Annotated in this window: 24 protein-coding genes and 2 pseudogenes; 13 read left to right on the top strand and 13 right to left on the bottom strand. The window is 69.9% G+C overall.

Annotated features, from left to right (window positions below):
- Positions 1-37 precede the first annotated feature (37 nt).
- The 5 genes from EAD96_RS11040 to EAD96_RS11020 all read left to right on the top strand — a co-directional run bounded on the left by EAD96_RS11040 (position 38) and on the right by EAD96_RS11020 (position 4,900).
- The gene (locus EAD96_RS11040) at positions 38-1,060 is read left to right on the top strand and encodes an aspartate-semialdehyde dehydrogenase (RefSeq protein WP_121684193.1); all 1,023 of its coding nucleotides are present in this window, start codon (positions 38-40) and stop codon (positions 1,058-1,060) included.
- A 100-nt stretch (positions 1,061-1,160) separates the two neighbouring features.
- On the top strand, positions 1,161-1,829 hold the full coding sequence (locus EAD96_RS11035; protein WP_047890577.1) for a TMEM175 family protein: 669 nt from the start codon (positions 1,161-1,163) through the stop codon (positions 1,827-1,829).
- Between the two features lie 64 nt (positions 1,830-1,893).
- On the top strand, positions 1,894-2,310 hold the full coding sequence (locus EAD96_RS11030) for a CBS domain-containing protein (protein WP_013475429.1): 417 nt from the start codon (positions 1,894-1,896) through the stop codon (positions 2,308-2,310).
- Between the two features lie 158 nt (positions 2,311-2,468).
- On the top strand, positions 2,469-2,840 hold the full coding sequence (locus EAD96_RS11025; protein ID WP_091422977.1) for an SCP2 sterol-binding domain-containing protein: 372 nt from the start codon (positions 2,469-2,471) through the stop codon (positions 2,838-2,840).
- On the top strand, positions 2,840-4,900 hold the full coding sequence (locus EAD96_RS11020; RefSeq protein WP_120573502.1) for a glycogen debranching N-terminal domain-containing protein: 2,061 nt from the start codon (positions 2,840-2,842) through the stop codon (positions 4,898-4,900). Before EAD96_RS11025 ends, EAD96_RS11020 begins: the two co-directional genes overlap by 1 nt.
- A gap of 45 nt (positions 4,901-4,945) precedes the next feature.
- Here EAD96_RS11020 and EAD96_RS11015 read toward each other — a convergent pair whose 3' ends face one another.
- Both EAD96_RS11015 and EAD96_RS11010 read right to left on the bottom strand, forming a co-directional pair.
- The gene (locus EAD96_RS11015) at positions 4,946-5,335 is read right to left on the bottom strand and encodes a VOC family protein (RefSeq protein ID WP_047890580.1); all 390 of its coding nucleotides are present in this window, start codon (positions 5,333-5,335) and stop codon (positions 4,946-4,948) included.
- A 9-nt stretch (positions 5,336-5,344) separates the two neighbouring features.
- Positions 5,345-6,004, bottom strand: coding sequence for an alpha/beta hydrolase (locus tag EAD96_RS11010; protein WP_121684192.1), 660 nt, complete (start codon positions 6,002-6,004; stop codon positions 5,345-5,347).
- A 99-nt stretch (positions 6,005-6,103) separates the two neighbouring features.
- Between EAD96_RS11010 and EAD96_RS11005 the strand changes: the two genes are divergently transcribed.
- A complete protein-coding gene (locus tag EAD96_RS11005; protein ID WP_120573505.1) occupies positions 6,104-6,856 on the top strand; it encodes a 1-acyl-sn-glycerol-3-phosphate acyltransferase in 753 nt (250 codons plus the stop codon).
- 28 nt (positions 6,857-6,884) lie between these two features.
- On the opposite strand, the gene EAD96_RS11000 is transcribed toward EAD96_RS11005, so the two are convergent.
- The 5 genes from EAD96_RS11000 to EAD96_RS10980 form a co-directional block, all read right to left on the bottom strand.
- Complete coding sequence (locus EAD96_RS11000; RefSeq protein WP_120573506.1) at positions 6,885-7,628, bottom strand: hypothetical protein; 744 nt, start codon at positions 7,626-7,628, stop codon at positions 6,885-6,887.
- Between the two features lie 74 nt (positions 7,629-7,702).
- Positions 7,703-8,419 (bottom strand): response regulator transcription factor, encoded by a 717-nt coding sequence (locus EAD96_RS10995; RefSeq protein ID WP_013475435.1) that lies wholly within the window; start codon positions 8,417-8,419, stop codon positions 7,703-7,705.
- Complete coding sequence (locus tag EAD96_RS10990; RefSeq protein ID WP_121684191.1) at positions 8,389-9,585, bottom strand: hypothetical protein; 1,197 nt, start codon at positions 9,583-9,585, stop codon at positions 8,389-8,391. Before EAD96_RS10990 ends, EAD96_RS10995 begins: the two co-directional genes overlap by 31 nt.
- Positions 9,575-10,750: an ATP-binding protein gene (locus tag EAD96_RS10985; protein ID WP_121684190.1), complete on the bottom strand. Its 1,176-nt coding sequence runs from the start codon at positions 10,748-10,750 to the stop codon at positions 9,575-9,577. Before EAD96_RS10985 ends, EAD96_RS10990 begins: the two co-directional genes overlap by 11 nt.
- 148 nt (positions 10,751-10,898) lie before the next feature.
- Positions 10,899-11,699 carry a class I SAM-dependent methyltransferase gene (locus EAD96_RS10980; protein ID WP_047890585.1) on the bottom strand — a complete coding sequence of 267 codons (801 nt, stop codon included), beginning with the start codon at positions 11,697-11,699 and terminating at the stop codon, positions 10,899-10,901.
- Positions 11,700-11,772: 73 nt separating this feature from the next.
- Between EAD96_RS10980 and EAD96_RS10975 the strand changes: the two genes are divergently transcribed.
- The 3 genes from EAD96_RS10975 (at position 11,773) to EAD96_RS10965 (ending at position 13,652) form a co-directional block, all read left to right on the top strand.
- The gene (locus tag EAD96_RS10975) at positions 11,773-12,213 is read left to right on the top strand and encodes a hypothetical protein (protein WP_013475439.1); all 441 of its coding nucleotides are present in this window, start codon (positions 11,773-11,775) and stop codon (positions 12,211-12,213) included.
- A 42-nt stretch (positions 12,214-12,255) separates the two neighbouring features.
- Positions 12,256-12,666, top strand: coding sequence for a TIGR03618 family F420-dependent PPOX class oxidoreductase (locus EAD96_RS10970; RefSeq protein WP_047890586.1), 411 nt, complete (start codon positions 12,256-12,258; stop codon positions 12,664-12,666).
- 137 nt (positions 12,667-12,803) lie between these two features.
- Entirely contained in the window at positions 12,804-13,652 is an 849-nt protein-coding gene (locus EAD96_RS10965) for an aminopeptidase (protein ID WP_121684189.1), read from the top strand.
- A gap of 26 nt (positions 13,653-13,678) precedes the next feature.
- Here the strand turns inward: EAD96_RS10965 and EAD96_RS10960 are convergent, their stop codons facing one another.
- Complete coding sequence (locus EAD96_RS10960; RefSeq protein ID WP_199733134.1) at positions 13,679-14,038, bottom strand: MerR family transcriptional regulator; 360 nt, start codon at positions 14,036-14,038, stop codon at positions 13,679-13,681.
- A gap of 75 nt (positions 14,039-14,113) precedes the next feature.
- On the opposite strand from EAD96_RS10960, the gene EAD96_RS10955 reads away from it, so the two are divergent.
- The 3 genes and pseudogenes from EAD96_RS10955 (at position 14,114) to EAD96_RS10945 (ending at position 16,013) form a co-directional block, all read left to right on the top strand.
- On the top strand, positions 14,114-14,842 hold the full coding sequence (locus tag EAD96_RS10955) for an SDR family oxidoreductase (protein WP_120573511.1): 729 nt from the start codon (positions 14,114-14,116) through the stop codon (positions 14,840-14,842).
- A gap of 110 nt (positions 14,843-14,952) precedes the next feature.
- Positions 14,953-15,507, top strand: coding sequence for a GrpB family protein (locus EAD96_RS10950; protein WP_158614788.1), 555 nt, complete (start codon positions 14,953-14,955; stop codon positions 15,505-15,507).
- A 106-nt stretch (positions 15,508-15,613) separates the two neighbouring features.
- Positions 15,614-16,013 (top strand): annotated as a pseudogene (locus EAD96_RS10945) (barnase inhibitor).
- A gap of 57 nt (positions 16,014-16,070) precedes the next feature.
- Here the strand turns inward: EAD96_RS10945 and EAD96_RS10940 are convergent.
- Positions 16,071-16,538 (bottom strand): NUDIX domain-containing protein, encoded by a 468-nt coding sequence (locus EAD96_RS10940; RefSeq protein WP_047890589.1) that lies wholly within the window; start codon positions 16,536-16,538, stop codon positions 16,071-16,073.
- A 638-nt stretch (positions 16,539-17,176) separates the two neighbouring features.
- Here EAD96_RS10940 and EAD96_RS10930 point away from each other — a divergent pair.
- Complete coding sequence (locus EAD96_RS10930) at positions 17,177-17,737, top strand: AAA family ATPase (RefSeq protein WP_121684185.1); 561 nt, start codon at positions 17,177-17,179, stop codon at positions 17,735-17,737.
- Between the two features lie 1,111 nt (positions 17,738-18,848).
- Here the strand turns inward: EAD96_RS10930 and EAD96_RS30835 are convergent.
- The 4 genes and pseudogenes from EAD96_RS30835 to EAD96_RS10915 all read right to left on the bottom strand — a co-directional run bounded on the left by EAD96_RS30835 (position 18,849) and on the right by EAD96_RS10915 (position 24,510).
- Complete coding sequence (locus tag EAD96_RS30835) at positions 18,849-19,598, bottom strand: hypothetical protein (protein WP_147457865.1); 750 nt, start codon at positions 19,596-19,598, stop codon at positions 18,849-18,851.
- Positions 19,599-19,630: 32 nt separating this feature from the next.
- A complete protein-coding gene (locus EAD96_RS30830; protein ID WP_147457864.1) occupies positions 19,631-21,349 on the bottom strand; it encodes a hypothetical protein in 1,719 nt (572 codons plus the stop codon).
- Between the two features lie 5 nt (positions 21,350-21,354).
- Positions 21,355-22,575 (bottom strand): ATP-binding protein, encoded by a 1,221-nt coding sequence (locus EAD96_RS10920; protein ID WP_158614787.1) that lies wholly within the window; start codon positions 22,573-22,575, stop codon positions 21,355-21,357.
- Between the two features lie 410 nt (positions 22,576-22,985).
- Positions 22,986-24,510: pseudogene (locus tag EAD96_RS10915) on the bottom strand (tyrosine-type recombinase/integrase).
- Positions 24,511-24,524: the final 14 nt, after the last annotated feature.

The raw sequence follows: 24,524 nt of genomic DNA, 5'->3' as shown, positions 1-24,524 counted from the left end.
TCCCACCCGCACCGCCCGGCTGGGTAGCCTCGCGGGCATGAGGATCGGCATTGTGGGAGCCACCGGCCAGGTCGGTGGCGTCATGCGGCAGGTGCTGGCGGAGCGCGAGTTCCCGGCGGAGCAGGTGCGCCTGTTCGCCTCGGCCCGGTCGGCCGGGCGCACGCTGCCCTGGCGCGGCGGCGAGGTCACCGTGGAGGACGCTGCCACCGCGGACTACCGCGGTCTGGACATCGTGCTCTTCTCGGCGGGCAAGGGCACCGCGAAGGAGCTGGCTCCCCGGGTCGCCGAGGCCGGCGCCGTGGTGATCGACAACTCCTCGGCGTTCCGGATGGACCCGCAGGTGCCGCTGGTGGTGGCCGAGGTCAACCCGCACGCGATCGCGGACCGCCCGAAGGGCATCGTGGCCAACCCGAACTGCACCACGATGGCCGCCATGCCGGTGCTGCGCCCGCTGCACGACGGGGCCGGGCTGGTCAGCCTCGTCGTCGCCACCTACCAGGCGGTGTCCGGCGCCGGCCTGGCCGGGGTGGCGGAACTGGACGAGCAGGTCCGCAAGGTGGCCGAGGACGCCGCCGGGCTCGCCTTCGACGGCGGGGCGGTGGAGTTCCCGGCGCCGCGCTCGTTCGCCCGCCCGATCGCCTTCAACGTGCTCCCGCTCGCCGGCTCGATCGTCGACGACGGCTCCGACGAGACCGACGAGGAGCAGAAGCTGCGCAACGAGAGCCGCAAGATCCTGGAGATCCCCGGCCTGAAGGTCTCCGGCACGTGCGTGCGGGTGCCGGTCTTCACCGGCCACTCGTTGCAGATCAACGCCCGGTTCGCCCGGCCGATCGACCCGGCCCGGGCCCGCGAGCTGCTCGACGGCGCGCCCGGCGTGGCGCTGCGCGACGTGCCGACGCCGCTGGAGGCGGCCGGCCAGGACCCGACGTACGTCGGCCGGATCCGGGCCGACGAGACAGTCGAGCACGGGCTCGCGCTGTTCTGCGCCAACGACAACCTGCGCAAGGGCGCGGCGCTGAACGCCGTGCAGCTCGCCGAGCTGGTCGCCGCCGAGCGCTGACCCCGCGGGCGTCCGTGCCGGACCACCCGGCACGGACGCCCCCGCAGCGGGTATGCACCCGCGTCGCCGGCCGCCCCGCGCCGGCAGGGCGGGGGTGCCGATGACGGCCGAAGGAGACACCGGTGACGCCGGGATCCTCCCGGACACCGGCCGGGCGATCGGGTTCAGCGACGCGGTCTTCGCCATCGTCATCACGCTGCTGGTGCTCGACCTGCGGGTGCCCGAGACGGCGCCGGGCGGGATGCTGCGCGCGCTGCTCGACCAGTGGCCGGTCTACCTCGCCTACGTCACGTCCTACCTGTACGTGGCGGTCAACTGGCTGAACCACAAGGGGACGTTCCACCGGGTGCGCTGCGCCGACCGGGGACTGCACTGGGCGAACCTCGGCGTGCTGTTCAGCGTGGCGCTGCTTCCGTTCGTCACCGCGCTCGTCTCCCGGGCCGTGGAGGAGGGCGACGTCTTCGACGAGCGGGTCGCGGTGTCCGCGTACGCGCTGGTCGGCGTGATCCTGTCGATCACCTGGTTGTGGCTCTACCACTACCTGAGCCGGCACCGGGAGCTGCTGGAGCCGCACGTCCCCGCCCGGTTCTTCGAGGCCGAACGCGTCCGGGCGCTGCTCGGCGTCCTCGCGTACGCCATCGCCGGTCTGGTGGGCGTGCTGCTGAGCGTGCCGGCGGCGCTGGTGGTGCTCCTGCTGCTGCCGCTCTTCTACGGGTTGTCCAGCAACGGCTTCTACGACCTGCGCCGGCGCCTGCGTCACCGGCGGTGACGCCCGCGTTACCCCGCCTGTGGCGGCGGGTAGACGGCGGTGCCGACACCGAGAGGGGAGCACCATGACAACGGTCGGAGAGTTCATGACGACCCGGTTGGTGACGATGGACGGCAACGACACGCTGATCGCCGCGGCGCAGGAGATGCGCGACAGCGCCATCGGCGACGTGGTGGTGACCGACGGCGACAACGTGGTCGGGATCGTGACGGACCGGGACATCGCGGTACGGGGCGTGGCCGAGAACATGGACCCCACCGCCACCCGGCTCAACCAGATCACCAGCAAGGACGTGGTGACCGTCAGCCAGAACGACGACGCCGTGGCCGCCGCCGACCTGATGCGCACGTACGCGGTCCGCCGCCTCCCGGTGGTCGACGACGGCCGGCTGGTCGGCCTCATCTCCATGGGTGACCTGGCGGTGGAGCGGGAACCCCAGTCGGTGCTCGCGGACATCAGCGCCGACGACCCCAACAACTAGACCTGTCCGCCGCGGTGACGCCGGCCCCCGGTTCGAGGGCCGGCGTCGCGCGTCGCGACGGTGCCGCGCTCACCCGGTTCGGGCGAGGTTGGCCCCGGACCGGGTGGGGACACGGAGCCTCGACAGGTAGGGCGCGGATCGCGGGAGGAGTCGCCCGGATGGTGGACATGACCACGAGATTCTTCGAGGACCTGGACCGGCGGGGGTTCGAGCCGTTGCTGGTCAAGACATCCGGAACGCTCCGCTTCGACCTGCACGAGGGCCCGCACACCACGCACTGGCTGCTGGAGATCGATCGGGGCAACCTGCGGGTCCGGCAGGAGGACGGCGAGGCGGACACGGTGGTCGGCACCGAGCCGCGCCTGTTCGCCGAGCTGGTCGGCGGCGAGGAGAACGCCATCGCGGCGCTGCTGCGCGGCGACATGACAGTCGTCGGCGACCTGCGGCTCGTGCTTCAGGTCGAGCGGGTCTTCCCCGGCCCGCCGGACTCCCGCGGACCGCATCACACGTTCAGCGGGAGGGGTGCCTGATGCCCGGCGGCAACACCGTCCGGATCCTGGACGGCAACACGTTCGTGGTGTGCGAGGACACCGGCGACATCGAGGCCACGCCGAGCGAGCCGACCGGCCTGTTCTCGCTCGACACGCGGTACCTGTCGAAGTGGGTGCTCACCGTCAACGGCGAGCGGCTCAACGCGCTCTCCTACGACGACCTCCAGTACTACGAGGCCCGGTTCTTCCTGGTGCCCGGCATGGCCACGCACTACATCGACGCGAAGCTGTCGGTCATCCGGGAGCGGGCCGTCGGCGGCAGCTTCCGGGAGACGCTGACCATCCTCAACCACGACGAGAAGGCGGTCGACCTGGAGATCCGGATGGACGCCGGCTCCGACTTCGCCGACCTGTTCCAGGTCAAGGACGAGATCCTGAACAAGAAGGGCGAACACTACGCCGAGGCTGAGCCGGACCGGCTGCGCCTGGGCTACCGGCGTGGCAACTTCCGGCGCGAGACGCTCGTCTCCGCCAACCAGCCGGCCCGCTACGACCAGCGCGGCTTCGCCTGGAGCATCCGGCTGGAACCCAACGAGCAGTGGGACGCCGTCATCGACGTGCAGACGTTCGCGATCGGCCCCGGCGGCCGGGACCTGCGGATGGGACTGCGCGCGCACGGCACCGAGCGGCTCGCGCTCCAGCACGACCTGGAGGAGTGGATCAGCCGGGCCCCGAAGCTGAACAGCGAGCACGAGGAACTCGCCGCGACGTACCGGCGGAGCCTGGTCGACCTCGCGGCGCTGCGCTTCTCGCCGCTGTCGCTCGGCGGGCAGACGCTGCCCGCGGCCGGCCTGCCCTGGTTCATGACCATGTTCGGCCGGGACAGCATCCTCACCTGCCTCCAGGTGCTGCCGTTCGCGCCGGAGATGTCGAAGACCACGCTGCGCATCCTCGGCGCGCTGCAGGGCACCCGGTTCGACGACTTCCGGGACGAGGACCCGGGCCGGATCCTGCACGAGATGCGGTACGGCGAGACCGCCGCGTTCGAGGAGCAGCCGCACTCGCCGTACTACGGCTCGGTGGACGCGACGCCGCTGTTCGTGGTGCTGCTCGACGAGTACGAGCGGTGGAGCGGCGACGGCGCGCTGGTCAAGGAGCTGGAACGGGAGTGCCGGGCCGCGCTGAAGTGGATCGACGACTACGCCGACCTGCTCGGCAACGGCTACATCTGGTACGAGCGGCGCAACACCGACACCGGCCTGGAGAACCAGTGCTGGAAGGACTCGTGGGACTCCATCTCGTACGCCGACGGCACGCTTCCGCCGTTCCCGCGGGCGACCTGCGAGGTGCAGGGGTACGCGTACGACGCGAAGATGCGGGCCGCCCGGATGGCCCGGGAGTTCTGGGACGACCCCACGTACGCCGATCAGCTGGAACGCGAGGCGGCGGAGCTGAAGCGGCGCTTCAACAACGACTGGTGGGTCGCCGACCGCGGCTTCTACGCGCTCGCGCTGGACCCGGACGGGCGCCAGTGCGACGTGCTCACCTCCAACATCGGGCACCTGCTGTGGAGCGGGATCGTGGACGACGAGCGGGCGCCGAAGATCGCCGAGCATCTCGTCGGTCCCCGGCTCTGGTCCGGCTGGGGGGTGCGGACGCTGGCCGAGGGCGAGGTCCGCTACAACCCGATCGGCTACCACAACGGCACGATCTGGCCGTTCGACAACTCGTTCGTCGCCTGGGGCCTGCGCCGGTACGGCTTCGCCGAGGAGGCCGCCACAGTGGCCAACGGCATCCTCGACGCGGCCACCTACTTCGACGGCCGGCTGCCGGAGGCGTTCGGCGGCTACCAGCGCGAGCTGACCAAGTTCCCGGTGGAGTACCCGACCGCGTGCAGCCCGCAGGCCTGGTCGACCGGCGCGCCGCTGTTGCTGCTGCGCACCATGCTGGGGCTGGAGCCGCACGACAAGCACCTGGCGGTCGACCCGCGGCTGCCGGTGGGCATGGGACGGATCGAGGTGCTGGACATCCCGGGTCGCTGGGGCCGGGTGGACGCGTTCGCCCGGGGCCGGCTCGACCTCGACGAGCTGGCCGACTGAGCGGGGGCGGCGCCCGGGGGCAGGTGCCGGCGCCCCGGCGGCGGGTCAGTGCCCGGGCGGCGGCGCGGTGTGTGCCTCGTTCGGGGGGAGCAGGCAGAACTCGTTGCCCTCCGGGTCGGCCAGCACGGTCCAGCGCGGCAGCTCGCGCACGACTGTCGCGCCCGCCTCCAGCACCGCGGCCCGCTCCTCGGCGTCACCGACCAGGTCGAGGTGGATCCGGCCGGGCTCCGGCAGCACGTCGGCGGGGCTGATCCACAGGTCCGGACGCCGTCCGTGCGGGTCGCGCAGCAGCACCGCCTCGGTCGGCGCGAGCGTGCCCTCGGCGAGCTTCACCCGGTCCGCCTCGACCACCGGCAGCCCGGTGACCGCACTCCAGAACGGTGCGAGCAGGTAGGGGTCGCGGCAGTGGATGACGATCGCGGCGAGGTCGGGCATTCTTCGAACCTAGTCGCCCGCGGCGGCGGGCAGGACGCTGTCCAGGAACGCGGCGGCGGCCGCGCGCAGGTCGGGCCGGGCCAGGTCGAGCGCGTGACCGCCGTGCGTGAGCCAGAGATGCGTCGGGTGCCCGGCGGCGAGCAGCCGGCCGGCCAGCTCGACCGGCTGGGCGGCCGGCACCGCTTCGTCGTCGCGCCCCTGCACCAGCAGCACCGGTACGCCGGAGCCGAGGTGGGTGGCGACAGTCGCGTCGACGGTGGCCGGATCGCCCGCGGTCGGCGGACGGCCCAGCAGGTCGGTCCACGGGTCGTCGCCGGGAGCGCGCCGGCGCCGCTGCTCCGGGTCGAGCGGGTCGACGGGTGCCCAGTACGCGAGCACCCCCGCCACGTCGCCGGGCCGGTCCGCCCCGCGCAGGCCGAGTTGAAGCGCCAGCATCCCGCCGGCCGAGTCGCCGCCCACCAGCAGCGGCAGGCCGCCCGCCGCGGCCCGGGCGGCCCGGGCCGCGGCGCGGACGTCGTCGAGTTGCGCCGGCCAGCGCGCCTGGTGCGAGAACCGGTACGTGGCCGGGACCACGCGCAGCCCGAGCGACGCGAGCGCCGTCCCGTCCTCCTCGGCGCGGGCCCGCCATCCTCCGCCGTGGATCCAGAGCAGCACCGCGCGTTCGGTCATGTCGCCATCGTCGCCGGGCCCGGGCCGGTGCGCGACCCGGGTCTGCCGAGGGCAGATCGGCCCTACGGTCGCGTAACCTACTCGGGGTAAAGTTTCGACATGTCGGAACTCGTGTACCCCCCTGTGATCACCGCCGCGAAGACGATGTTCCGGCTTCTCGACCTGCGCCTCGACGTGTCCGGCAGCGACCACGTGCCGCAGACCGGCGGCGCCGTGCTCGCGTCCAACCACGTGAGCTACCTCGACTTCATCTTCTGCGGCTACGGCGCGCACCCGGCCAAGCGGCTGGTCCGGTTCATGGCCAAGGACAGCGTCTTCCGGCACCGGGTCTCCGGTCCGCTGATGCGCGGCATGAAGCACATCCCGGTCAACCGGGCCGCCGGCGCCGGCTCGTACGCCGCCGCGGTGAGCGCGCTGCGCCGGGGCGAGGTGGTCGGCGTCTTCCCGGAGGCGACGATCAGCCGCTCCTTCACCGTGAAGGACCTGAAGAACGGCGCGGCCCGGATGTCGCAGGAGGCGGGCGTGCCGCTGCTGCCGGTCGCGCTCTGGGGCACCCAGCGGCTGTGGACGAAGGGCCGCCCGCGCACGCTGACCCGCCGGCACACCCCGATCACGATCATCGTCGGCGAGCCGATGGACCCGTCCGCCTACCCGGACGCCACCGTCATGACCGCCGACCTGCGTACCCGCCTGTCGGCGCTGGTCGACCGGGCCCAGCGGGAGTACCCGGACAAGCCGTCCGGCCCGGACGACACCTGGTGGCAGCCGGCCCACCTGGGCGGCGGCGCGCCGACCCCGGAGGAGGCGGTCGAGCTGGACCGGTCCGAGCGCCGCACCCGCAGCGCCTCCTGACCACGCCGGGTTCCGCCGCGGGGGAGCGTCAGCAGGCGGAGCCGGGCTGGTCGTGGGCGGGGAAGCCGGACCACGCCCACGGCGACGCCTCGGCCTCCGGCGGACGGTAGTAGTCGTCGCGGGACAGGAACTCCACCGGCAGCGAGCCCGGCAGCGTCACGGTGCCGAGCGTCGGGCCGGGGGAGGCGGCGACCCGGACGGCGAGGACGTCCCGTTCCGGCGGGGACAGGTCCACCAGGTCGGCGTTGGCGAGCCGGAAACCGGCCACCGAGCGGCGTACCTGCCGGGCCAGCCCGGCGACCAGACCGACCGGCCCGGTCAGCGCCAGCGCCGGCTGCCGGATGGTGCGCAGCGCGTCGCAGACGATGCGCAGCTCGGCGATGCCGTCGCCCACCTCGGCCAGCTCCAGCCGGGACGGCCACTGCCAGCGGATCTGGCCGCTGACCAGGCGGGACAGCCGGGCCGGACGCCGGTGCCGGGCACCTGCCCGGCTGTCCCGCCCGGATACCACCGACAGTTCGGAGCCGGTGCAGACGTACGCCAGGCGGCGGTCGGTCACGGTGATCGTCGCCGGGGCGGGCAGCGACCAGCAGCGGACGTCCTCGCTCGGGCCGAGCAGGTGCCCGGCGACGCGCAGGCAGTGCTGACCGAGCAGACGTTCGCCCGGCTCGGGCACCAGCTCGTAGCGCCGGTCGAGCACGGGACGGGTGGGGTCGTCGTCGGCGTCGAACCGGTGCGGTCCGACGAAGAAGGGTGTGGCGTCCTCCGGCACGGTACGACCTCCCGATGACGGTTGGCGGTAACGGCGAGCCTGCCCGATTCCTGGGGTGACTGTCATGACGCCTGTTAGGGGGTCGGCCGGTCGGCCGACGCCTGCGACCGGTAGATGCCGATATCTTCCGGTCGGACGAGTCCGTCCTCGATCGCCCGGGCGAGCAGTGCCGCCTTCGTGGCGGCCGGACGCCCCGCTCGGGTGTACTTGATCCGCGCACGGTCGACGTACTGCTTCACGGTGTGCTCACTGATCTGCATCCGGCGCGCCACCGACGCCTTCGACATCGACTGGAACCACAGCAGCAGCGCCTCACGCTCCTTGTCCGACAGGGACGGACGATCCGGGCGGGCGTCACCGACCATCGCACCGGCCAGCGCCGGGGGCACGTACGGCCGGTCGCTCGCCGCCGCCAGTACGGTGGCCACGCAGTGCTCGCGGCCCTCGTGCTTGGCCAGGAACGCGACCGCCCCGGCGTCGAGCGCGGCGAGCATGGTCTGCGGGTCGCTGTGCTCGGAGTAGACCACCACCCGGCGCCCGGCCGCGCTCAGCTCGGCCAGCTTGTCCAGCACCATCCGGCCGTGCAGGCGCAGGTCGAGCAGCACCACCTCGGCGTCCGGCGCGGCCCGCAGCACCTCGTCCGGGTCGTCGCCGGTGGCCAGCACCCGCAACCGGGGCTCGCGGGCCAGCCAGGCGCGCACCCCGTCGATCACCACCGGATGGTCGTCGACGATCGCCACCCCGATCGGGGTTCCGGCGTTCACGTCCGCCGCCAGCGGGTCTGCGTCCATCTGATCTCCCCGTCCCGCTCGTGCAGGTGTTCCACCGGCCCGTCCCCGCCGGTCGCCGGCTCGTCCGGGCCGTCGTGATCCGGTGTCACCAGGCTGACCACCACCTCGTCCTGGCCTGCTACCACTGTGAGCCGGGCCCAACCCTCGGCGGCGGCGAGCGCCGCGGTGAGCGGGTCGGCCAGCCCGCGCCGGATCTCCACCGGCAACTCCGGCGGCGTGCCGACCGACACCAGGTCGATCGGCAGTCCGTTGCGTTCGGCCAGGTCGGCCGCCGCGCGCAGTTCGTGCAGCAGCGCGTCCGGCACGTCGTCCGACTCGGCGATGAGCCGGCGCAGCCGGGCCGCCGCCAGCACCGCGCGCCGCCGTACCGCCGGGTCGGCCGGGTCGGCGTCGCCCGCCGCCAGCTCGGCCAGCACCTCCTCGGCGGTGCCGCTGACCAGCGCCAGCCGTGCCTGCCGTTCGGTGCGGGCCCGCTCGGCCGCCTCCTGCTCCGCCGCCACGGCGAGCGTCGCCGCGGCGGTGGCCGCCCGGTTCCGGGCCTGCGCGGTGAGCGCGGCCGCGCCGACGAAGACCGCCACCGGCAGGGTGGAGGTGCCGTAGACGTACATCGCGGCCCGGCTCAGGTCGGCCGGCGCGGTCGCCCCGTACAGCATCACCGCGGCCAGCGCGATCGTGCCGTGCGCGGCGAGCATGACCAGCAGCCGGCGCACCGGCCGCTGCCAGAGCACCAGCAGGAAGAACCAGGCGAGACCGCCCCACACCCAGTTGGCGGTGCTGAACAGGAACCGGTCGCCGGCACCGGCGACCACCGCCGCGTCGACCACCAGCAGCACCGCGGCCAGCGGCCCGGCCGCCGGCAGCCCGCCGCGCAGCAGCCGTACGCCGGCCCCGGCCCCGACCATCGCGGTCACCAGCCAGCCCGTCGCCACCACGGCCGGGAAGGCCATCCCCGGCCCGGCCCGCAACACGGCCGGCAGCGCCACCGCCAGGTGCCAGGCCGCCGCGATGACGATCGCGGCGATCCGCGCGCCGCCGTCGGACGCGTCGGCCACCGCGTGCGCCTCCGGCGGGGCCGTGGCCGCCGCGGAGCGCGTCGCCGTCCGCGGCCGGGGCAGCGGGCGCAGCGCGGAGCCGGCCGTCACGGCCGTACCCGACTCACTCGCCATCGGACCACTCCAGCCGAATCCGGGTGCCGGTGCCAGGGGCGGAAGTCACCACCGCCCGACCGCCCACAGTGCTCATCCTCCCGTGGATCGACTCGCGCAGCCCGTACCGGTGGGCCGGGACCGTGGACGGGTCGAAACCGGGGCCGTCGTCGACCACCTCGACCACGACGGTGCCGCCCTCGCGGGCCAGGCGCAGCGACGTGGCCGCGCCCGGCGCGTGGCGGGCCACGTTCGCGAGCGCGGCGGCGGCGCTGTCGGCGAGCGCCGTGGCGACCTCCGCCGGCAGCCGGCACGGCGCGAGCGTCGCGGTCACCGCGAGCCCGGGCGTCCCGGCCAGCACCTCGCGCAGCCGTTCGTCCAGGTCGGCCTCGCCGGGCGCGGTCGCGGTCCGCGCGCCCGCCAGGGCGGTGAGGGTACGCAGATCGTCCGCGCACCGCTCGCGCAACGTCGCCGAGTCGGGTACGGCGCCGAGGCCGACCATGGTGAGCGTGCCCAGGACGGTGTCGTGCAGGTCGCGGTTCTGCCGCCGTTCGTCCTCGCGGGCGGCGCGTGCCACCACCGCCTCGTGGGACAGCCGCTGGTAGTCGGCGAACGCGGCGTCGGCACGGGCGATCCGGCGGCGCATCACCGCCGTCATCACCGCCGCGCTGCCGGTCTGCACCAGCAGCGTCCCGGCGTGCGCCCGCGCCTCGACCGGGTTGCCGGCCAGCGTGGTGCCGGTGACGTACGCGGCGGTGACCAGCAGGCCGGCCGGCACGGACCAGCGGGCCGGGGCGGTGGCCTGCGCGTTGATGACTGTCGAGCTGGCCAGCACCGCGACCCAGCTGGCCTCGCCCGGCAGCACCTCCGGCGCGACGAGCCACGGGACGGCGAGCGCGGCGGCGGTGGTCAGCGCCACGTCCCCGGCGACCAGCGCGCCGCCGATGCCGTGCCGGAACGCGCGGAACGCGTACCAGACCGACCAGGCGGTCAGCACGACTACCGCGGGGACCAGCAGCGCCACCCGCACCGGTGGCGTACGCACCGACAGCGCGACCACCGCGCCGACCAGGCCGCAGGTGAGCCGCAGCAGCGCCGGCAGAGTGGTGAAGATCCGGCTGAACGCGTCACCCGCCGGACGTGCCAGCGGGGCCCGTGACAGGGGCATGGCGGCAGCGACCGGCATCGGGGGGATGTCCTTCCGGCAGCGACCCGGCCGGGTCCGCGCGGCATAGATTGACGCTGGAGAATAACATGGTTTGTCGCAACTGGTCACCCTTGGTGCTTGACGAGTTTCGCTCCGGCGTAAAGCAGACCGCACTCCGGGCCGGCGGTCAGCGGCGCGCGGCGGCGAGCAGGTGGGCGCTGGCGCCGAGGATCGCCGCGTCCCGCTCGAACGTCTCGGCGCAGGCCAGCGCGTCGGCGAACAACCGCTCGTGCGACCCGGTGCCGAGCGCGTTCAGCAGCGGCCACAGCGGACCCTCCACCCCGTACACCTGGGGGTCGGGCAGCCCGGCCGCGACGAAGTCGGCGGCCAGTTCCTCCGGCCGGTGGAAGAATGCGGTGGTGAAGCCCGTGCGCGGATCGTTCACGCCGGTCTCGTACTCGGCGCGCAGCAACCGACGGTTGTGCTCGTCGACGCGGCCCTGCGCGCTCAGGTCGATCAGCGCGGCGTGGCGGCTGATCGCCGCCGCCACGACCGTCCCGCCCGGCCGGGTCACCCGCGCCGCCTCGCGCAGCGCCGCCACCCGGTCGGCCTGCCGCGGCAGGTGGTAGAGCGGGCCGAGCAGCAGCGTCGCGTCCGCCGCCGCGTCGGGCGACGGCAACGCGCGGGCGTCCCCCACCGACGCGGTCACCAGCGGGTACGCGGACCGCGCCGCCGCCACGTGCGCGGGCACCAGATCGACCAGGTGCACCCGGTAACCGGCCGCGGCGAGCGGACCCGCGTAGGCACCGGGACCGCCGCCGACGTCCAGCACGTCCGCGGGTGCGGCGGGCAGCAGCCGGGCGAGCAGATCGCGGGTACGCCGTGCCTCCAGCCGGCCCTGCGGTGACCCTTCCAGCCGGTCGGCCTCGGCGTAGACCTCGGTGTAGTAGCGACTGATGTCCGGTTCGGCCGGGCGGTGTGCGGGCATCGATCGATGGTCGCCGAGAAGCGGAGCCGCAGCATCCGGTTTACGGTTGCCGGTGTTTCCTACCCTGCGGGGTATGGCATACCAGCCGGCCATGGTGCCGCCGAAGAAGTCCAAGCGAACCCTGTTCATCGTGCTCGGCGTGGTGCTGGCGATCTGTTGCTCCGGCGGTGTGCTCGCCGGCTTCTTCCTCTTCCGGGCCGTGCAGGAAGCCACCGGCCCGGCGCGGTCCACAGCGGAGACCTACGCCGAGGCGATCGTCGACCGCGACTATCCCGCCGCGTACCGGCAGTTCTGCTCCTCGGTGCGCGACCGGGTCAGCGAGGCGGACTTCACCCGGCAGCAGTCCTCCCAGCCGGAGTTCACCGGCTACGAGATCACCGGGCTGAACGTGTCGAACAACAACGGGCGGGTGAGCGGGTCGACGACCATCCGCTTCACGCCTTCGGTCGGCACGAACGTGACCCAGTCGTTCCCGATGGTCAAGGAAGACGGCGAGTGGCGGATCTGCGAGTGAGCCGGTCGCGTGCCGCCGCGTGACACCTGATCCACTTGTCGCATGGCCTCATCTCCCGCCACACCGCTCCCGCCGGCCGTCGAGGACCGGCTCGCCCGCGAGCGCAACGTCTGGCTCTGCACGCTGCGCCGTGACGGCTCTCCGCACGTCACGCCGGTGTGGTTCGTCTACGCCGACGGCGTCTGGTGGATCGGCTGCGAGGGGCGCAGCGTCAAGGCCCGCAACGTGACGGCCGACCCCCGCGTCTCGCTCGCCCTGGAGGACGGTGTCCACCCGGTCGTCGCGGAGGGCGAGGCCCGCGTACACCGCACCGGCTTCCCGCCCGAGGTCGTCGCGGCGTTCGCGGAGAAGTACGGCGGATGGGACATCCGGCAGCCGGTCACGCCGGACGGTGAGCGGGTGCTGCTGGAGGTGCCCGTCCGGCGGTGGCTGCTCGCCGGCACGGCACGCTAGTCCCCGGAGAACCCCCAGTAGGAGATCTCGTTCGGGGCACCCGCCTCGTCGTCCGGCGGCGCACGCGATCATGCCCGAGACCACCGACGAAACCGGCGGGTCACCGTGGTCGGGATTCCTGTGCCACTCTCTGCGCCATGCGTCTGTCGCCGAGCCTGGGAGCCGCCGCGGTCGTGGCCGGCCTGCTGTCGGTCGGGGCGGCGCTGCTCGCCATGCCGGACGCGTCGCTGCTGTGGGCAGCGGTCACCCTGGCGGCCCTGTGCGGCCACGCGCTCACCACCTCCGGTACGCCCCGGGTGCGGCGGGGCGTCGCGGCCGGTGCCGGGGTGTTCGCCCTGGTGGCGGCGAACCTGCTCCGGCATCGGGGATGGGGGACGGACGCGGGCGACCTGGCACGGGGCCAGGCGGCGGCGAGGGCGTACCTGCTGGAGCACTGGCAGGACGGCATGGACCGGCAGCGGCTCATCGCGTGGGGCCTCGTTCTCGGCGTACTCCTGCTCGCGGTCGCCGTGTCGGCGTTGCCGGCACGCGGCGGGCGGCGGGGTGTGGTGACGACGGTCCTGGCGGTGGCAGTGCTCGTCTGGTGCGTGGCGAGCGTGGCGCTGGCGCCCGGCGAACCGCCGCTGCCCGACCTGTTCGCGGCGGTGTGGCCGGCGTTGCTCGCCGTGCTGGTGACCGCCGGGGTGCTGGCGTTGTCCGGACGGCGGGGCGACCGGCACGGGCTCCTCCCGGCGGGGATGGTCCTGCTGGCGCTGGTCGCCGTGAGGGCCTGCTCGGCTCTCGCCTCCGCGTGGGCGACCTGGTGGACCCTGGTCGAGCCCGCCGAGGACGCCTTCCTTCAACCGGGGCTCATGATCAGCGTGGGTGCTCCGGCGGCCAGTGCCATCGAGGTCTCCTCGGCCGTGGAGATGGCTGTCGCTCTGGGCGGCGTGGGGCTGGCCGTCGCCGGCGCACTGCGTGCCCACCGCGAGACCGAGGGCCGCTGAGACCTGCGGCGTCCGGCGGGCCGCGCCTACGGGTGGGTGTCGGTGATCGCGATGACCTCGTCGAGGCGGTCCAGCGCGGCCCGCAGCTCGTCGACCCTGGCCTGGATGCGCTCGCGCTCGGCGCGCAGCATGGCCCGCTGCGCCGGGTCGGTGTGCCCGGAGTCCCAGCACGGCAGGAGTTCCGCGATCCGGCTGCTGGTCAGGCCCGCCGCGTACATCTGCTGGATGAAGCGGACCAGCGTGACCGTGTCCGGCCGGTAGAGGCGCTGGCCGGACGGGCTGCGCCTGGGGAAGAGAAGACCCTGTTCCTCGTAGTAGCGCACCGCGCGCACCGAGACACCGGCGTCGCGCGCCACCTCGCCGATGCGGATCAGCTGCTCGGGCACGGTGACTCCTCTCACCCCGGCTCGGGCGCTCAGCACTTGCCTCTGACGTCAACGTCAGGTTTTAGCGTACCGGGCATGGACATCACCAACTCGGTAGCCCTCGTCACCGGCGCCAACCGCGGCCTGGGCCGCGCCTTCGCCCAGCGCCTGCTCGAACGCGGCGCCCGCAAGGTCTACGCGACCGCGCGCCGGCCGGAAACCGTCGACCTGCCAGGGGTCGAGGTGCTGGCGCTCGACATCACCAATCCCGCATCGGTGCGTGCCGTCGCCGCTGCCGCCCCGGACGTCACGCTGCTCGTCAACAACGCCGGGATCCAGACCGGCACCGACCTGGTGGCCGGTTCGCTGGACGCGGTGCGGCACGAGGTGGACACCAACGTGCTCGGGCACCTGGAGATGATCCGGGCGTTCGCGCCGGCGCTCGGCCGCAACGGCGGGGGCGCGATCGTGAACGTGCTCTCCGCCATGTCGTGGTTCGGAACCAGGGGCGCCGGCGCGTACCACCTGACCAAGGCCGCCGCGTGGGCGATGACGAACGGCGTACGCCTGGAACTCGCCGACCAGGGCACGCTCGTGACGGCGGTGCACCTCGGCCTGGCCGACACCGACATGTCCGCCGGCTGGCCCGTCGACAAGATCGCGCCGTCCGACCTGGCCGACGCGGCGCTCGACGGCGTCGAGGCGGGTGCCGCCGAAGTCCTCGCCGACCAGTGGAGCCGCGACGTCAAGTCCCGGCTGACGCTGACGCCGGAGGAGTTCAACGCCGCGATGGACCGGGCCCTGGCGGCGCTGACGGCGGCCTGAGCGAGGTTCAGCCCGCCCTGTTCGGTGGGCGCCTGATGTGCCTCGTGTTCTGCCCCCAGCCGGGTCGTAGCCTCGGTCGGAAGAAGGTGCCAGCCGCTACGGTGGCCGACGTGAGCGACGACGTGCCTGTAGTCGAGGTGGTGCCCTACGACCCGGCCTGGCCCGAGCGATTCAGGATCGAAGAACGGCTGTTGTCGGAGGCGCTTCCCGCGGCGCTGAGCGTCGAGCATTTCGGCTCCACCAGCGTTCCCGGCCTGGCTGCCAAACCCGTCATCGACATCCTGGTGGTGGTGCCTGAGGTAGGTGCGGTGGTCGCCGACGTCCGGTCACTTGAGCAGCTCGGGTACGCCTATCGTCCGTTGGCCTTCCCGGACGACGATGAGCACTTGTTCTTCGCGAAGGACACGGCCGGAAAGCGAAGCCACCACCTGCACGTTTTCGGAGTCACGTCGCCGGTGCCGGAGGCGAACCGAGTCTTTCGCGCCTACCTCGCGGCCACCCCGGACGCTGCCCGTCGCTACGAGGCGGCAAAGAGGCGTGCAGCCGCGCTGCATCCCCACAGTCGGGCCCAGTACGGCGCAGCAAAGGAGCAGGTGTTTGCGCAGTTGTCGGCCGAGGCCCGGCTGTGGAGCCGATCCGCAGGTCGCCAGTCGGCAGAGGGCTAGATCTGGACGGGGTGCGCCTGCACGGCCCGCGGTGGACGGTCGGCCCGTCCGTCGCCGTCGAGGAGCGATGGCGCTCGCGTACGGTCGCGGCTGTACTCTCCCGGTCGTGACCGCCTTCGACGCGGAAGCTGATCTCAGCGGGGACCGGGCTTTCCGCCTCATGAGCAATACGCCGGTGACTCTGTTCTGGCGCCTGCCGATCCTCGATCGGACGACCGGATGGCTACGCGATCACGGCTACCAGGTCACCCACCTGGACGCCCCAGGCGGCCGGCCTCGTCCTCGTGTTCACCGGCTACGACACGTTCGCCACGCACTGCCCGCGGTCCGCCCAGATCGTGCTGGACACGATGGCGCGCCACTCCCGAAGCGCAAGCCTGATCGGCCGCCGTCTCATGTGTCTCGTGCAGAGCAACGATCCGCAGATCCGGTTCCAGCCGGTCGGCGCGGTCCCCGCGCTCTGGAACGACGCGGAGTGGGCGGACGCCAACCGCCGACCGGCCTGACCGGGAAGCTTCCTTTCGACCGTCGGCGGCGGAGCGGCCTGCGAGAAGCGGTCGCCGTCAACCGGCGAGGTGACCGGTGGCCCGCAGTAGCGCCCGGGAGAAGCGGTTGAGATCGGCACCGGCTAGCTGCGGCGGGGTGAACCAGTCCAGCTCGCTGATCTCGTCGTGGTCGGGGACCGGCTCTCCGTAGGCGATGGTCGCCTGGTAGACCGCGGTGACGTAGGCGACGCGGTCGCCGTTCGGGTAGGTCACCTCGTAGTCGGGGCCGCCGAGCACGTCCAGCAGCCGCGGCCGGCTGATCCGGACGCCGATCTCCTCGCGGATCTCACGCACGGCCGCCTGGGCCGGCGACTCTCCGATGTCGACCGCGCCGCCGGGCACCGCCCACCCGTTCCCGTCCTCGGCATGACGTACCAGCAGGACCCGTGCGCGGTCGTCGACGACGACGACCGACACCGACGGCATCTGGATCAACTCGTGGCCGATCACCGCCCGCAGCCGGGCCACGTACGACGAGACGGCCATCAGGGCACGGTAGTCGCTGAGGGGACGCTCGTCATGGACCGGCGTCAGCGCCGGCGGATTCCTCTGCCGTGCGGACGGGTTCGAACACCCCGTTCTCGTTCACCCGCCAGCGCGAGTGGGCACCGCCTGGTTGTTCGAGCACGCGTCGCACCTGGCCGGCGTCGTCCAGCCGAAAGGAGCTGGGCTTGTGGAAACAGAGGATCCCGTCGAGATTCGTCGGGCGCAGTCCGAGCCTGGTCAGCAGGTGTTCCGCTGCGTCGCACGTGTCCGCGGTCGGTACGACGTACGCCCGTCCGCGGTCGTTCTCGCAACAGCTACGCGTGTCGCAGACAGCCCAGAGGCTGGCCATGAGTCCGGCGAGGCCCGCATCGACACATGCCTCCCTGCCGTGCGCCCGGAGGTGAATCTGGCGGTGCTTGGCGGCGATGAGGCCGCCGTTCGTCTTCTGGCACGTCGGGCACAACGGGTATGGCCCAAGCACGACCGGCACCAGTACCTCCAGAGCCCGGGAGGTGAAGAGTCGAGTCCCACAGTTCTGGTGTGGAGCGTAGTGGCCTGCGCCAAGCGCCCACCTACCCGACGTTCAGCCGGGGGACACGTCAACGCCGCCCGGTTGCTCGCCCGCGTTAACGTGCACCGTGATCGTATGGCTCAACGGCACCCACGGCGCGGGCAAGACGACGACCAGTGTGCTCGTGCAACAACTGATCCCGGCTTCACGGGTGTTCGACGCCGAGAAGGTCGGCGAGGCACTCATGGACATCACGCCGGGGTTGCCCGCGACGGACAACTTCCAGCACTGGCCGCCGTGGCGGCATCTCGTCGTCGAAACCGCCCGCCGCGTGCTCGACTACACCGGCGGCACGCTGGTGATGCCCATGACCGTCCTGGTGGAGCAGTACTGGCGCGAGATCAGCGGGGGCCTTGCCCGACACGCCATACCGGTAAGGTATTTCGTCCTCCACGCCGACCAGGACACCCTCCGCAGCCGTATCGAGAGGGAGCATCCCGTTCCCTCCCCGTTCCGCCTCAAGTACCTCGAGCCCTACGCCGAGGCGGCCCGCACGTGGCTGCATGCCGAGGCCGAGGTCGTCGACACCACGCACCTCACGCCCGCCCAAGCAGCCCGGCAGATCGTCCTTCGAGCTACCGGCCGTGGTTCAGGCACTGTCGTGGCCAGACCCGAAGACTGCTACTGACGGTCGTTGCTGTGGCCACCGCCGTACGGGCCGTAGTGATCGTCTCGACCGGCAGCGGAAAGCCACTGGCCTGCGGTGGGGATGGTGCGCCCGGCAGGATTCGAACTTGCCGCTGTTCAGGTGGTCTGCCGCTGTCGAGGTTACGTCGGTTCTAGCCGTTCGGCTTGGCTGTATGAATGGCTGTACCGCCCGAGCCGTCGAGACGGTGGGAGTCCGCCTGTGGTCCGGAGGGAAAGATCACCATCGCGGCCAGCCGCGGCGCAATGGTCGCGCGGCGTCGACGTGTTGATGGTGTGGCTGCCGCTGCCTTCATTGATCGCTACGAGCCTCACCGCCGGCTGCGGGGCGCGAGCGTACGGGCGACGGCGAGGGTGTTGCTCGGCACGTATCCCGACGTGTCGACCACAGCGTCCCAGGGGCCAGCGGCGGCGAGGCCAGCCAGGTCTCCCGGGCGGGTCCGATCACCCCGGATGGACTGCACTGCCTCAAGGAACAGGTTCGAAGTGCCGCGATTGAATGTGCTGACCTCCCAGCCGGCGTCAACGGCCGTTGTGGCAATCGCGTGGCCTACGAACCAAGTTCCGCCGAGCACTAACATGCGCATCGATCCATAATGCCGAAATAGTGTCTGTACGTCTTCAGGGCGACCTTGGGTGGCAGCAAATGCCGCCGCCTGGACGCGGTTCGCCGGGGTTAGGGGGAGCGGGCGCGGGCCATGCGCTGGGTTGTGGCCCGCCTCTGCCGGGCGACCGGCACGGATCACGGGGACCGCCTGGAGGGCCGGTTTCGGAGAAGAACGAACCGTTGACCGGTGGAATGCTGGACCGGCAGACCGCAGCCAGCAGCCGGTGACGGAGTGGTACGGTGGGTCCGCCGCCTGGTCTTGGCTCCGAGCGAGTGAACCGAGCTCGAACCCACCGGGATGCCAGCAACCGTGTAGCCGGTGACTGGGCGACGATAGCCAGCAGCAAGTGATCGCCAGCAATGGGATAAAGATCACAGATGGTGCTGCCCCGATAAGCGCATGCCTTCGATGCAACGAGTCGCCATGATGTCGTTATCCTCGCCCGAACGGCCATGCGACCCCACCGCACCGAGCACGACGCAAGTATCACTCTGGGAACTCGAGTTCTTTCGATATCTCGTCGTGCAACCTCTCCAAACTCCTACGCTTTTCCGGCTGTGAAGATCCGCGGTCACGCAAAACCCCGCAGGCCTTCTCAAACTCCTTGACAATGCGGCTTGGCACCGCCACTTCCTTCCTTAGCGTTAGGAAGCGTTCTTCGAGGAGCGTTGCGTTGACGTGGGTCCCGACTTGACTCAAGAAGGCAACGTATGGTTTGGAATCACGGTCAAACCTCGATTTCGCCCACTCGAGGCGGGCCTTCTCTCTCTCACGCCTCCTCGTTGTTACGTGAGTCAGCCAGGCGCCGATTGCCACGCCCACAAGCGCGACGATTGCAGACACTAGAGTAAACAGGCCGGGGTACCAGAATGGGGAGGGCGGTGCCGCAGAGGGGGCGGCGATAGATACTGCGATGGCATCCGTCCGGCCTGCCGTCCCTACGTACTCAACGACTACCGGCGCATCTCCGGCCAGGAAGCCATCAGGAGCTTCGATCTCGAAAACCCTTGAAGCTTGGGGCGATATGACTGTTCGGACGCCGGTGGAATCAATTTCTGAACGACCGTAGCCGAGGGACACCCTGGTAATCGCCACTTCCGTCTTGCTGACGTTCTCAACTTGAACCACGACGGTCTTAGATGCGCCTTGTGCGTCCTCATGCGCAAGGTATGCAGCGACGCGTAGAGCGGAAGCGTCGGCGACGGCTGGAGGCGAAGGCGCGACAACCAGCATCAACGAGCAAGCCAATCCAGTAAAGGCTCTCATCTTCAAAGAAGATGCCGCCTCAACTGCGTGAGAACCGCCCGCCTTGAGCTCGGCTTGAGTTGAAGCCATTCATCTAGCCAAGCTTCCAATCGAACGGAGTACCGCGGCGGTATATGCATCTGCACTAAAAGGTCCGACGCGAAGCGCCTCCCATACTCCGGTGGCATGTCAGCGCCTTGGCGGATCAGTCGATAGACAATCTCCTCGCAAAGGTCTGGTGGAAGGTCTTCAGTTGCGTATCTGAAGAGCGCCGCGAGGGCTCCAATGGGGGTATCCTCGGAAGTCACTTCCGTAGGGCCGAGGTCCTCAAGCCTCTCGACTCGCTTGGCAAGAAGGCGGCGGCGCTCGAAGTACTGGTTCACGAAATTAATAACGACCCCGCCGGCGCCAATGCCTAGCGCTGCGAGGGCAGCGCCTATGAATACACTACCTAAAGAAGAGCCATCGTCGGCCAGCAAGTAGCCGCTTGTCAGGAGCGTCCCGGCTACTAATGTGCCCAAGAGCAACGGAAGCAGGGACCCGCGCATCAACTGGCGAACGAAGGTAGGCACGGTCACCGGCTCCGTTACGGCGGCGACTGATTCCCTAAGGCTTGCCTCTGTGCGATGCCTAAGCCGGTAACTTTCGAGCCGCTCTAGCCGAAGCCGATGCTCGAACTGGCTTACCTTGGTCTTCACATCTTCTATCTCTTGCCGCAGCTTATCCCGTTCCCTCAATACGCGGCCGCATTGTTGCTCGACTCTGTCGTCGAAGTCTTGCTTAAGTCGGTCCCTTTCCGCCTCTAGCGCCTCGGCTCGCGCCGTAATCTGCAAGATTACCTTCTCGGCTGCACGGCATGGAACAAACCGCCCGACGCCACTCTCAACCAAGGCACCCAAGGCGAGCGCGGTGTACTCCGTGCCACTCACTTCTCCGCGCTGAACACCCCACCCGCCATCAACATTCATAAAGGACGTGAGAAGAGCAATTCCCTCCTCCTGCAGAGACGCGTAAAGCCCCTCCCCCAAGCAGAAGGCCCGCAGTGTAAGGGAAAGGACATACGTTCCCTGGCCTTCAATCCATTCCCACCCGGAGTCGGTGATGAATGAATGTAGGTAATCTAAACCTGCGCGGATGCTCTCTGCATACTTGGCCCGATCCCAGACCGCGAGGGCGTAAACAGCCCAGCAGGTGGCCACAACCGACTCGTCTCGTATGCTTGCAGCATCTGGCCAGTAGCCCTTGTATCGGTGTTGCCGCTCTATCAGGATGTCACACCAGTGCTGCATATCAGACTTGTGAGGCGTGTCCGCAGCGACAATCAATACTTGGGCGAGCAGTGCGGTAGAGCAACCTCCCGCCCCACGCTCAAGAATTGGCAACCGCGTTCTAAGCTCGACGAGGAGACTTCGTTGATACGCACTTTCGGAAGACTCTGCAGTGGCGGCTATAAGTAGGTCAATAAGGTCTTGTACGGTTGCTCCGGATAGCTTCGGCGCAAAAGTCTCTCTTAGGAACGCCGCACTCTCGGCAATCTCTACGCGCAAATGGTCATTGCCGACCAGCTGCAGTGTACGGATTACTACGGCCGATGCGTGAAGATCAGAAGAGAGTCCGGGAAAGAGTGGCCATGCCTCCCGTGGCTTTCGAGCCTCTTTCAGCCATCGAAGCGATCTCTGTAGTCTGTGTGGGACGTAGGACTCCTCCAGACCCCTCAGCTCCGTCGACGGTTGAAGCGTCATCTGGTTCACCGCCCCCCCAACGCTGACGTCATTGCGTATCTGTCCGCCGGGTTGGGAATGCAGTAACGGCCGTCACGCTCCACCACGATGGTGGGGGCCACAGCCAGCAAAGCATGTAGCTCACTTGTTACAGCCTTTTGTACGGTGTCGGCGAGATCCGCTGGACATTCAGGGAAGGCCCTCTTCGTAAGCTCCTCGGGCGAGACCGGGTCTTCCAGGCTGACCAAAGCGCTAAGCGCTTTCTTGGTTGTCTCCGTGAGCAGAGCGCATAGGGCGATTGACTGTTCGTACTGCTTCCTGTAGCGCTTTGCGAACGCGTCCTGAAAGACTCTGGGGTCCGCTTGGAAGTTGAGCGTTTCCACGGCGTAATCGTAGGTCGCTGCGGCAAGCGAAATGATGGCGGCGGGGTGACGCCTTGTTACTTGCGCAATTAGCGAGATTACTTCCTCTTGGAACGTGACCTGATTTCCTTCCAACCGCTTCAGGAGGCATGCACGCGCCTCCTGGTCGGAGTCAAACGGTCCGAGTGGAACTCCGCTCACGAACATGCGGCTTGCGCCAATATCGCCCTCTGCTTCGTTTGCTTTCTCGTCCAAAATGGCGCGTCCCGCAGCAACTGTATCTTGGTCGCCGTCAACGAGTCTGAGGGACAACACCAAAAGGTAGTCGTCAAGTTGTTGTAAGGCATTCTTTAGTGCCGAAAGGGCGAACGGACCTATTCGCTGTCCCTCGTCAACGCAGACAACGATCTTCTCATAGCCCGAATCTTTCGCAATGCGGTGCAGCGTTTTTAGATCGGCGCGAACCTCGTCGCTCACCAGACGATCGGTCCGAGCAACTCTGAAGTGCGCGGAGTTGGGGCCGAGGTCCCAATCCTTCGTGTAGGGCCTCTCGCTGCCGCCGCCTTGAACGTGAATGGATTCGTCGATTGCTTCGATGATCGAGTAAAGGAGCGAGCATACATGCTGACGGGCTGAGGCGGCCGGGTCTAGCGTCGGTTGCGCGGCTAGGAAGTCAGCCGACCGGGCGAGCTCGACCAGCTTTGCCAGGTATGAAGTCTTTCCGGTTCCGTGAGCACCAGCCACATACATATGCCCGGTTCGTCCAGCCTGAAGTCCTGCGAGTGAGCGTTCGAACGCCCGCAGCTGGTTCTCGCGGCCTACGAAGTACCTCGTCGCCGTCTGCTCCGTAAACGGGTTAAGGTGGTCCGGGGCCACCAAATCCACGCTGACCTCCCTCAGGCTCGCGCATCGATGCACAGTATGCCACCGGGACCGCAACTTGCTGCCAGGTATGTGACCGCTGTGGGGCGTGGTCTCAGAAAACATGGCTCCGAACGTATGTACCGGGTGTCGGATGCCAGAGCATGATCTGACTCGTCCCGGTGGCCGCGCAGGTTCCCGGACGCGTGCAGGGACCCTGCATCGAGTTGTAAGCGATGCTGACCCTGGCCGTCAGGGGCGGGGGACGAGTGGTCGCGCTCTTCGGCGGCGATACCCTGCTACTCGATGGCGACGCGGTTGCTGTCGGGCTCGACGGAGTACTCGGCGTCAAGCATCTGGCCAACGGTCGTCGGTCAGTCGCACGTGCGAACAGGCTCGGGTTCGTGCAGCTGCGTGACTCGGATACGTGCGGCTTATGCGCCCGCGACGGTTGGTCGGCGGCCTCGGACAACGCTTACCAGGCCCTCCGCGGCCAGTAAGGCGACAGCTCGGTGAGCAGTACCGACGGAGACGCCGTGTGCCGCAGCCAGCTTGGCAACCGTGGGAAGTTGGTCGCCAGTCCGCAGTTGACCAGTGGTGATCTGCTGGCGCATCCCGGCGGCGATCGCTCGGTATGGGCTGCTCGGCGGGGTCCGTTGCGTCGGAGTCAATGGGCGCGGCGGCATACGGGCGGCCAACGTCGCGGCGGCCCGTTGCTCAGACTCCGACAGCCAAGCGGCATACACCCTGAGCGTCGTCGTCCCGCCACCGCCGTGCCCCAGGCGTCCGGCGACCGTCCGCACGTCAACACCCGCATTGATCAGCTCCGTAGCCGAGTAGTGGCGCAGGGCGTGGATGTGGCTGTCAATGCCAAGCCGGGTGGCGAGCCGGCCGTACCGCTGGGTGATGGTGTCGGGCCGATAGCCACGGCTGTTGTCGGGCTCGAGGGAGAAGACGTAATCGGCCGGGTCGGCGTCCGCGTCGAGCAGCGCTAGGCGGTCGAGGTATCGGCCGTGCAGCTCGCGCAGCACTTCGACCGTCTCCGGGTCGAGCGCTACCCGCCGCTGCTGGTGCGTCTTGGTGTCCTTCTCCCGCAGCTCGCCGTGTTCGTCCAAGTAGGCGCTTCGTCGCAGCGTCAGCACGCTGGCAGAAAGGTCGAGATGGTGCCAACGCAGCGCGCACAACTCGCCGCGTCGGGCGCCCGTCGTCATCGCGAGCCAGACCAGCGCGCCCCAGTCCGGGTCGCGCCACGCTTCGTTGATGATGTGGGCCGCGTCGGCGGGGCTCGGTGGCTGGGGGTCGGGGTGAGGAGGCGCGGGCGGCTCAGCCTGGCTGGCGGGATTGACGGCAATCCAGCGCCACCGGACCGCGCGACTGAGGGCACCACTAAGGATCCAGTGGATCTGCCGCACCGACGAGGCGCTGAGCGGCTTGCAGACGTGCGGCCGGCACTTCGTGGTGCAGGTGTGCTCGCCCTGCACGCGGTGCTTCACGAACGCCTTACCACCACACCAGTCGCGGCAGCGGCGCAGGCTCGCATAGAACGGCTTCAACGTCTCGGCGTCGAGCCGGCCAACCGGCAGCTTGCCGAGCACCGGCCGTACGTGCTTGTTGACCTTGTTGACGTAGCCCATGCGGGTGGTGGCCTCGATGGTCGGCCACCTGAAGCCACCGGTCTAGAAGTTGGTCGAGCGTGGCGCGGGTGCGCGGGTTGCGCCGCTCGTCCACCTGGGCCAGCAGCCGCGTACGTGCCATCTCGGCTTCGTTAGCCGCGGTGCGGCCGGCGGGGATGACCTCGGTCAGGTAGTGCCTCTTGCCGCTGATCGGGTCGACGCCGGCATAGACCTTCACGCGCAGTGACCCGCTGGGAAGGGTTTCGATCTCGCCGCGCTGGCGCTTGGTGCGTCCGTTCGAGGCTGCCACGCGGCCAAGTAGCGCTCGCACCACGAATATCCCCACGCGAGCCGGTCAGA

The sequence above is a fragment of the Micromonospora sp. BL1 genome, assembly GCF_003667485.1.
Lineage (GTDB): Bacteria > Actinomycetota > Actinomycetes > Mycobacteriales > Micromonosporaceae > Micromonospora > Micromonospora tulbaghiae.
The sequence above is the reverse complement of the archived record's forward strand: the minus strand, read 5'-3'. Positions and strand labels throughout refer to the sequence as shown.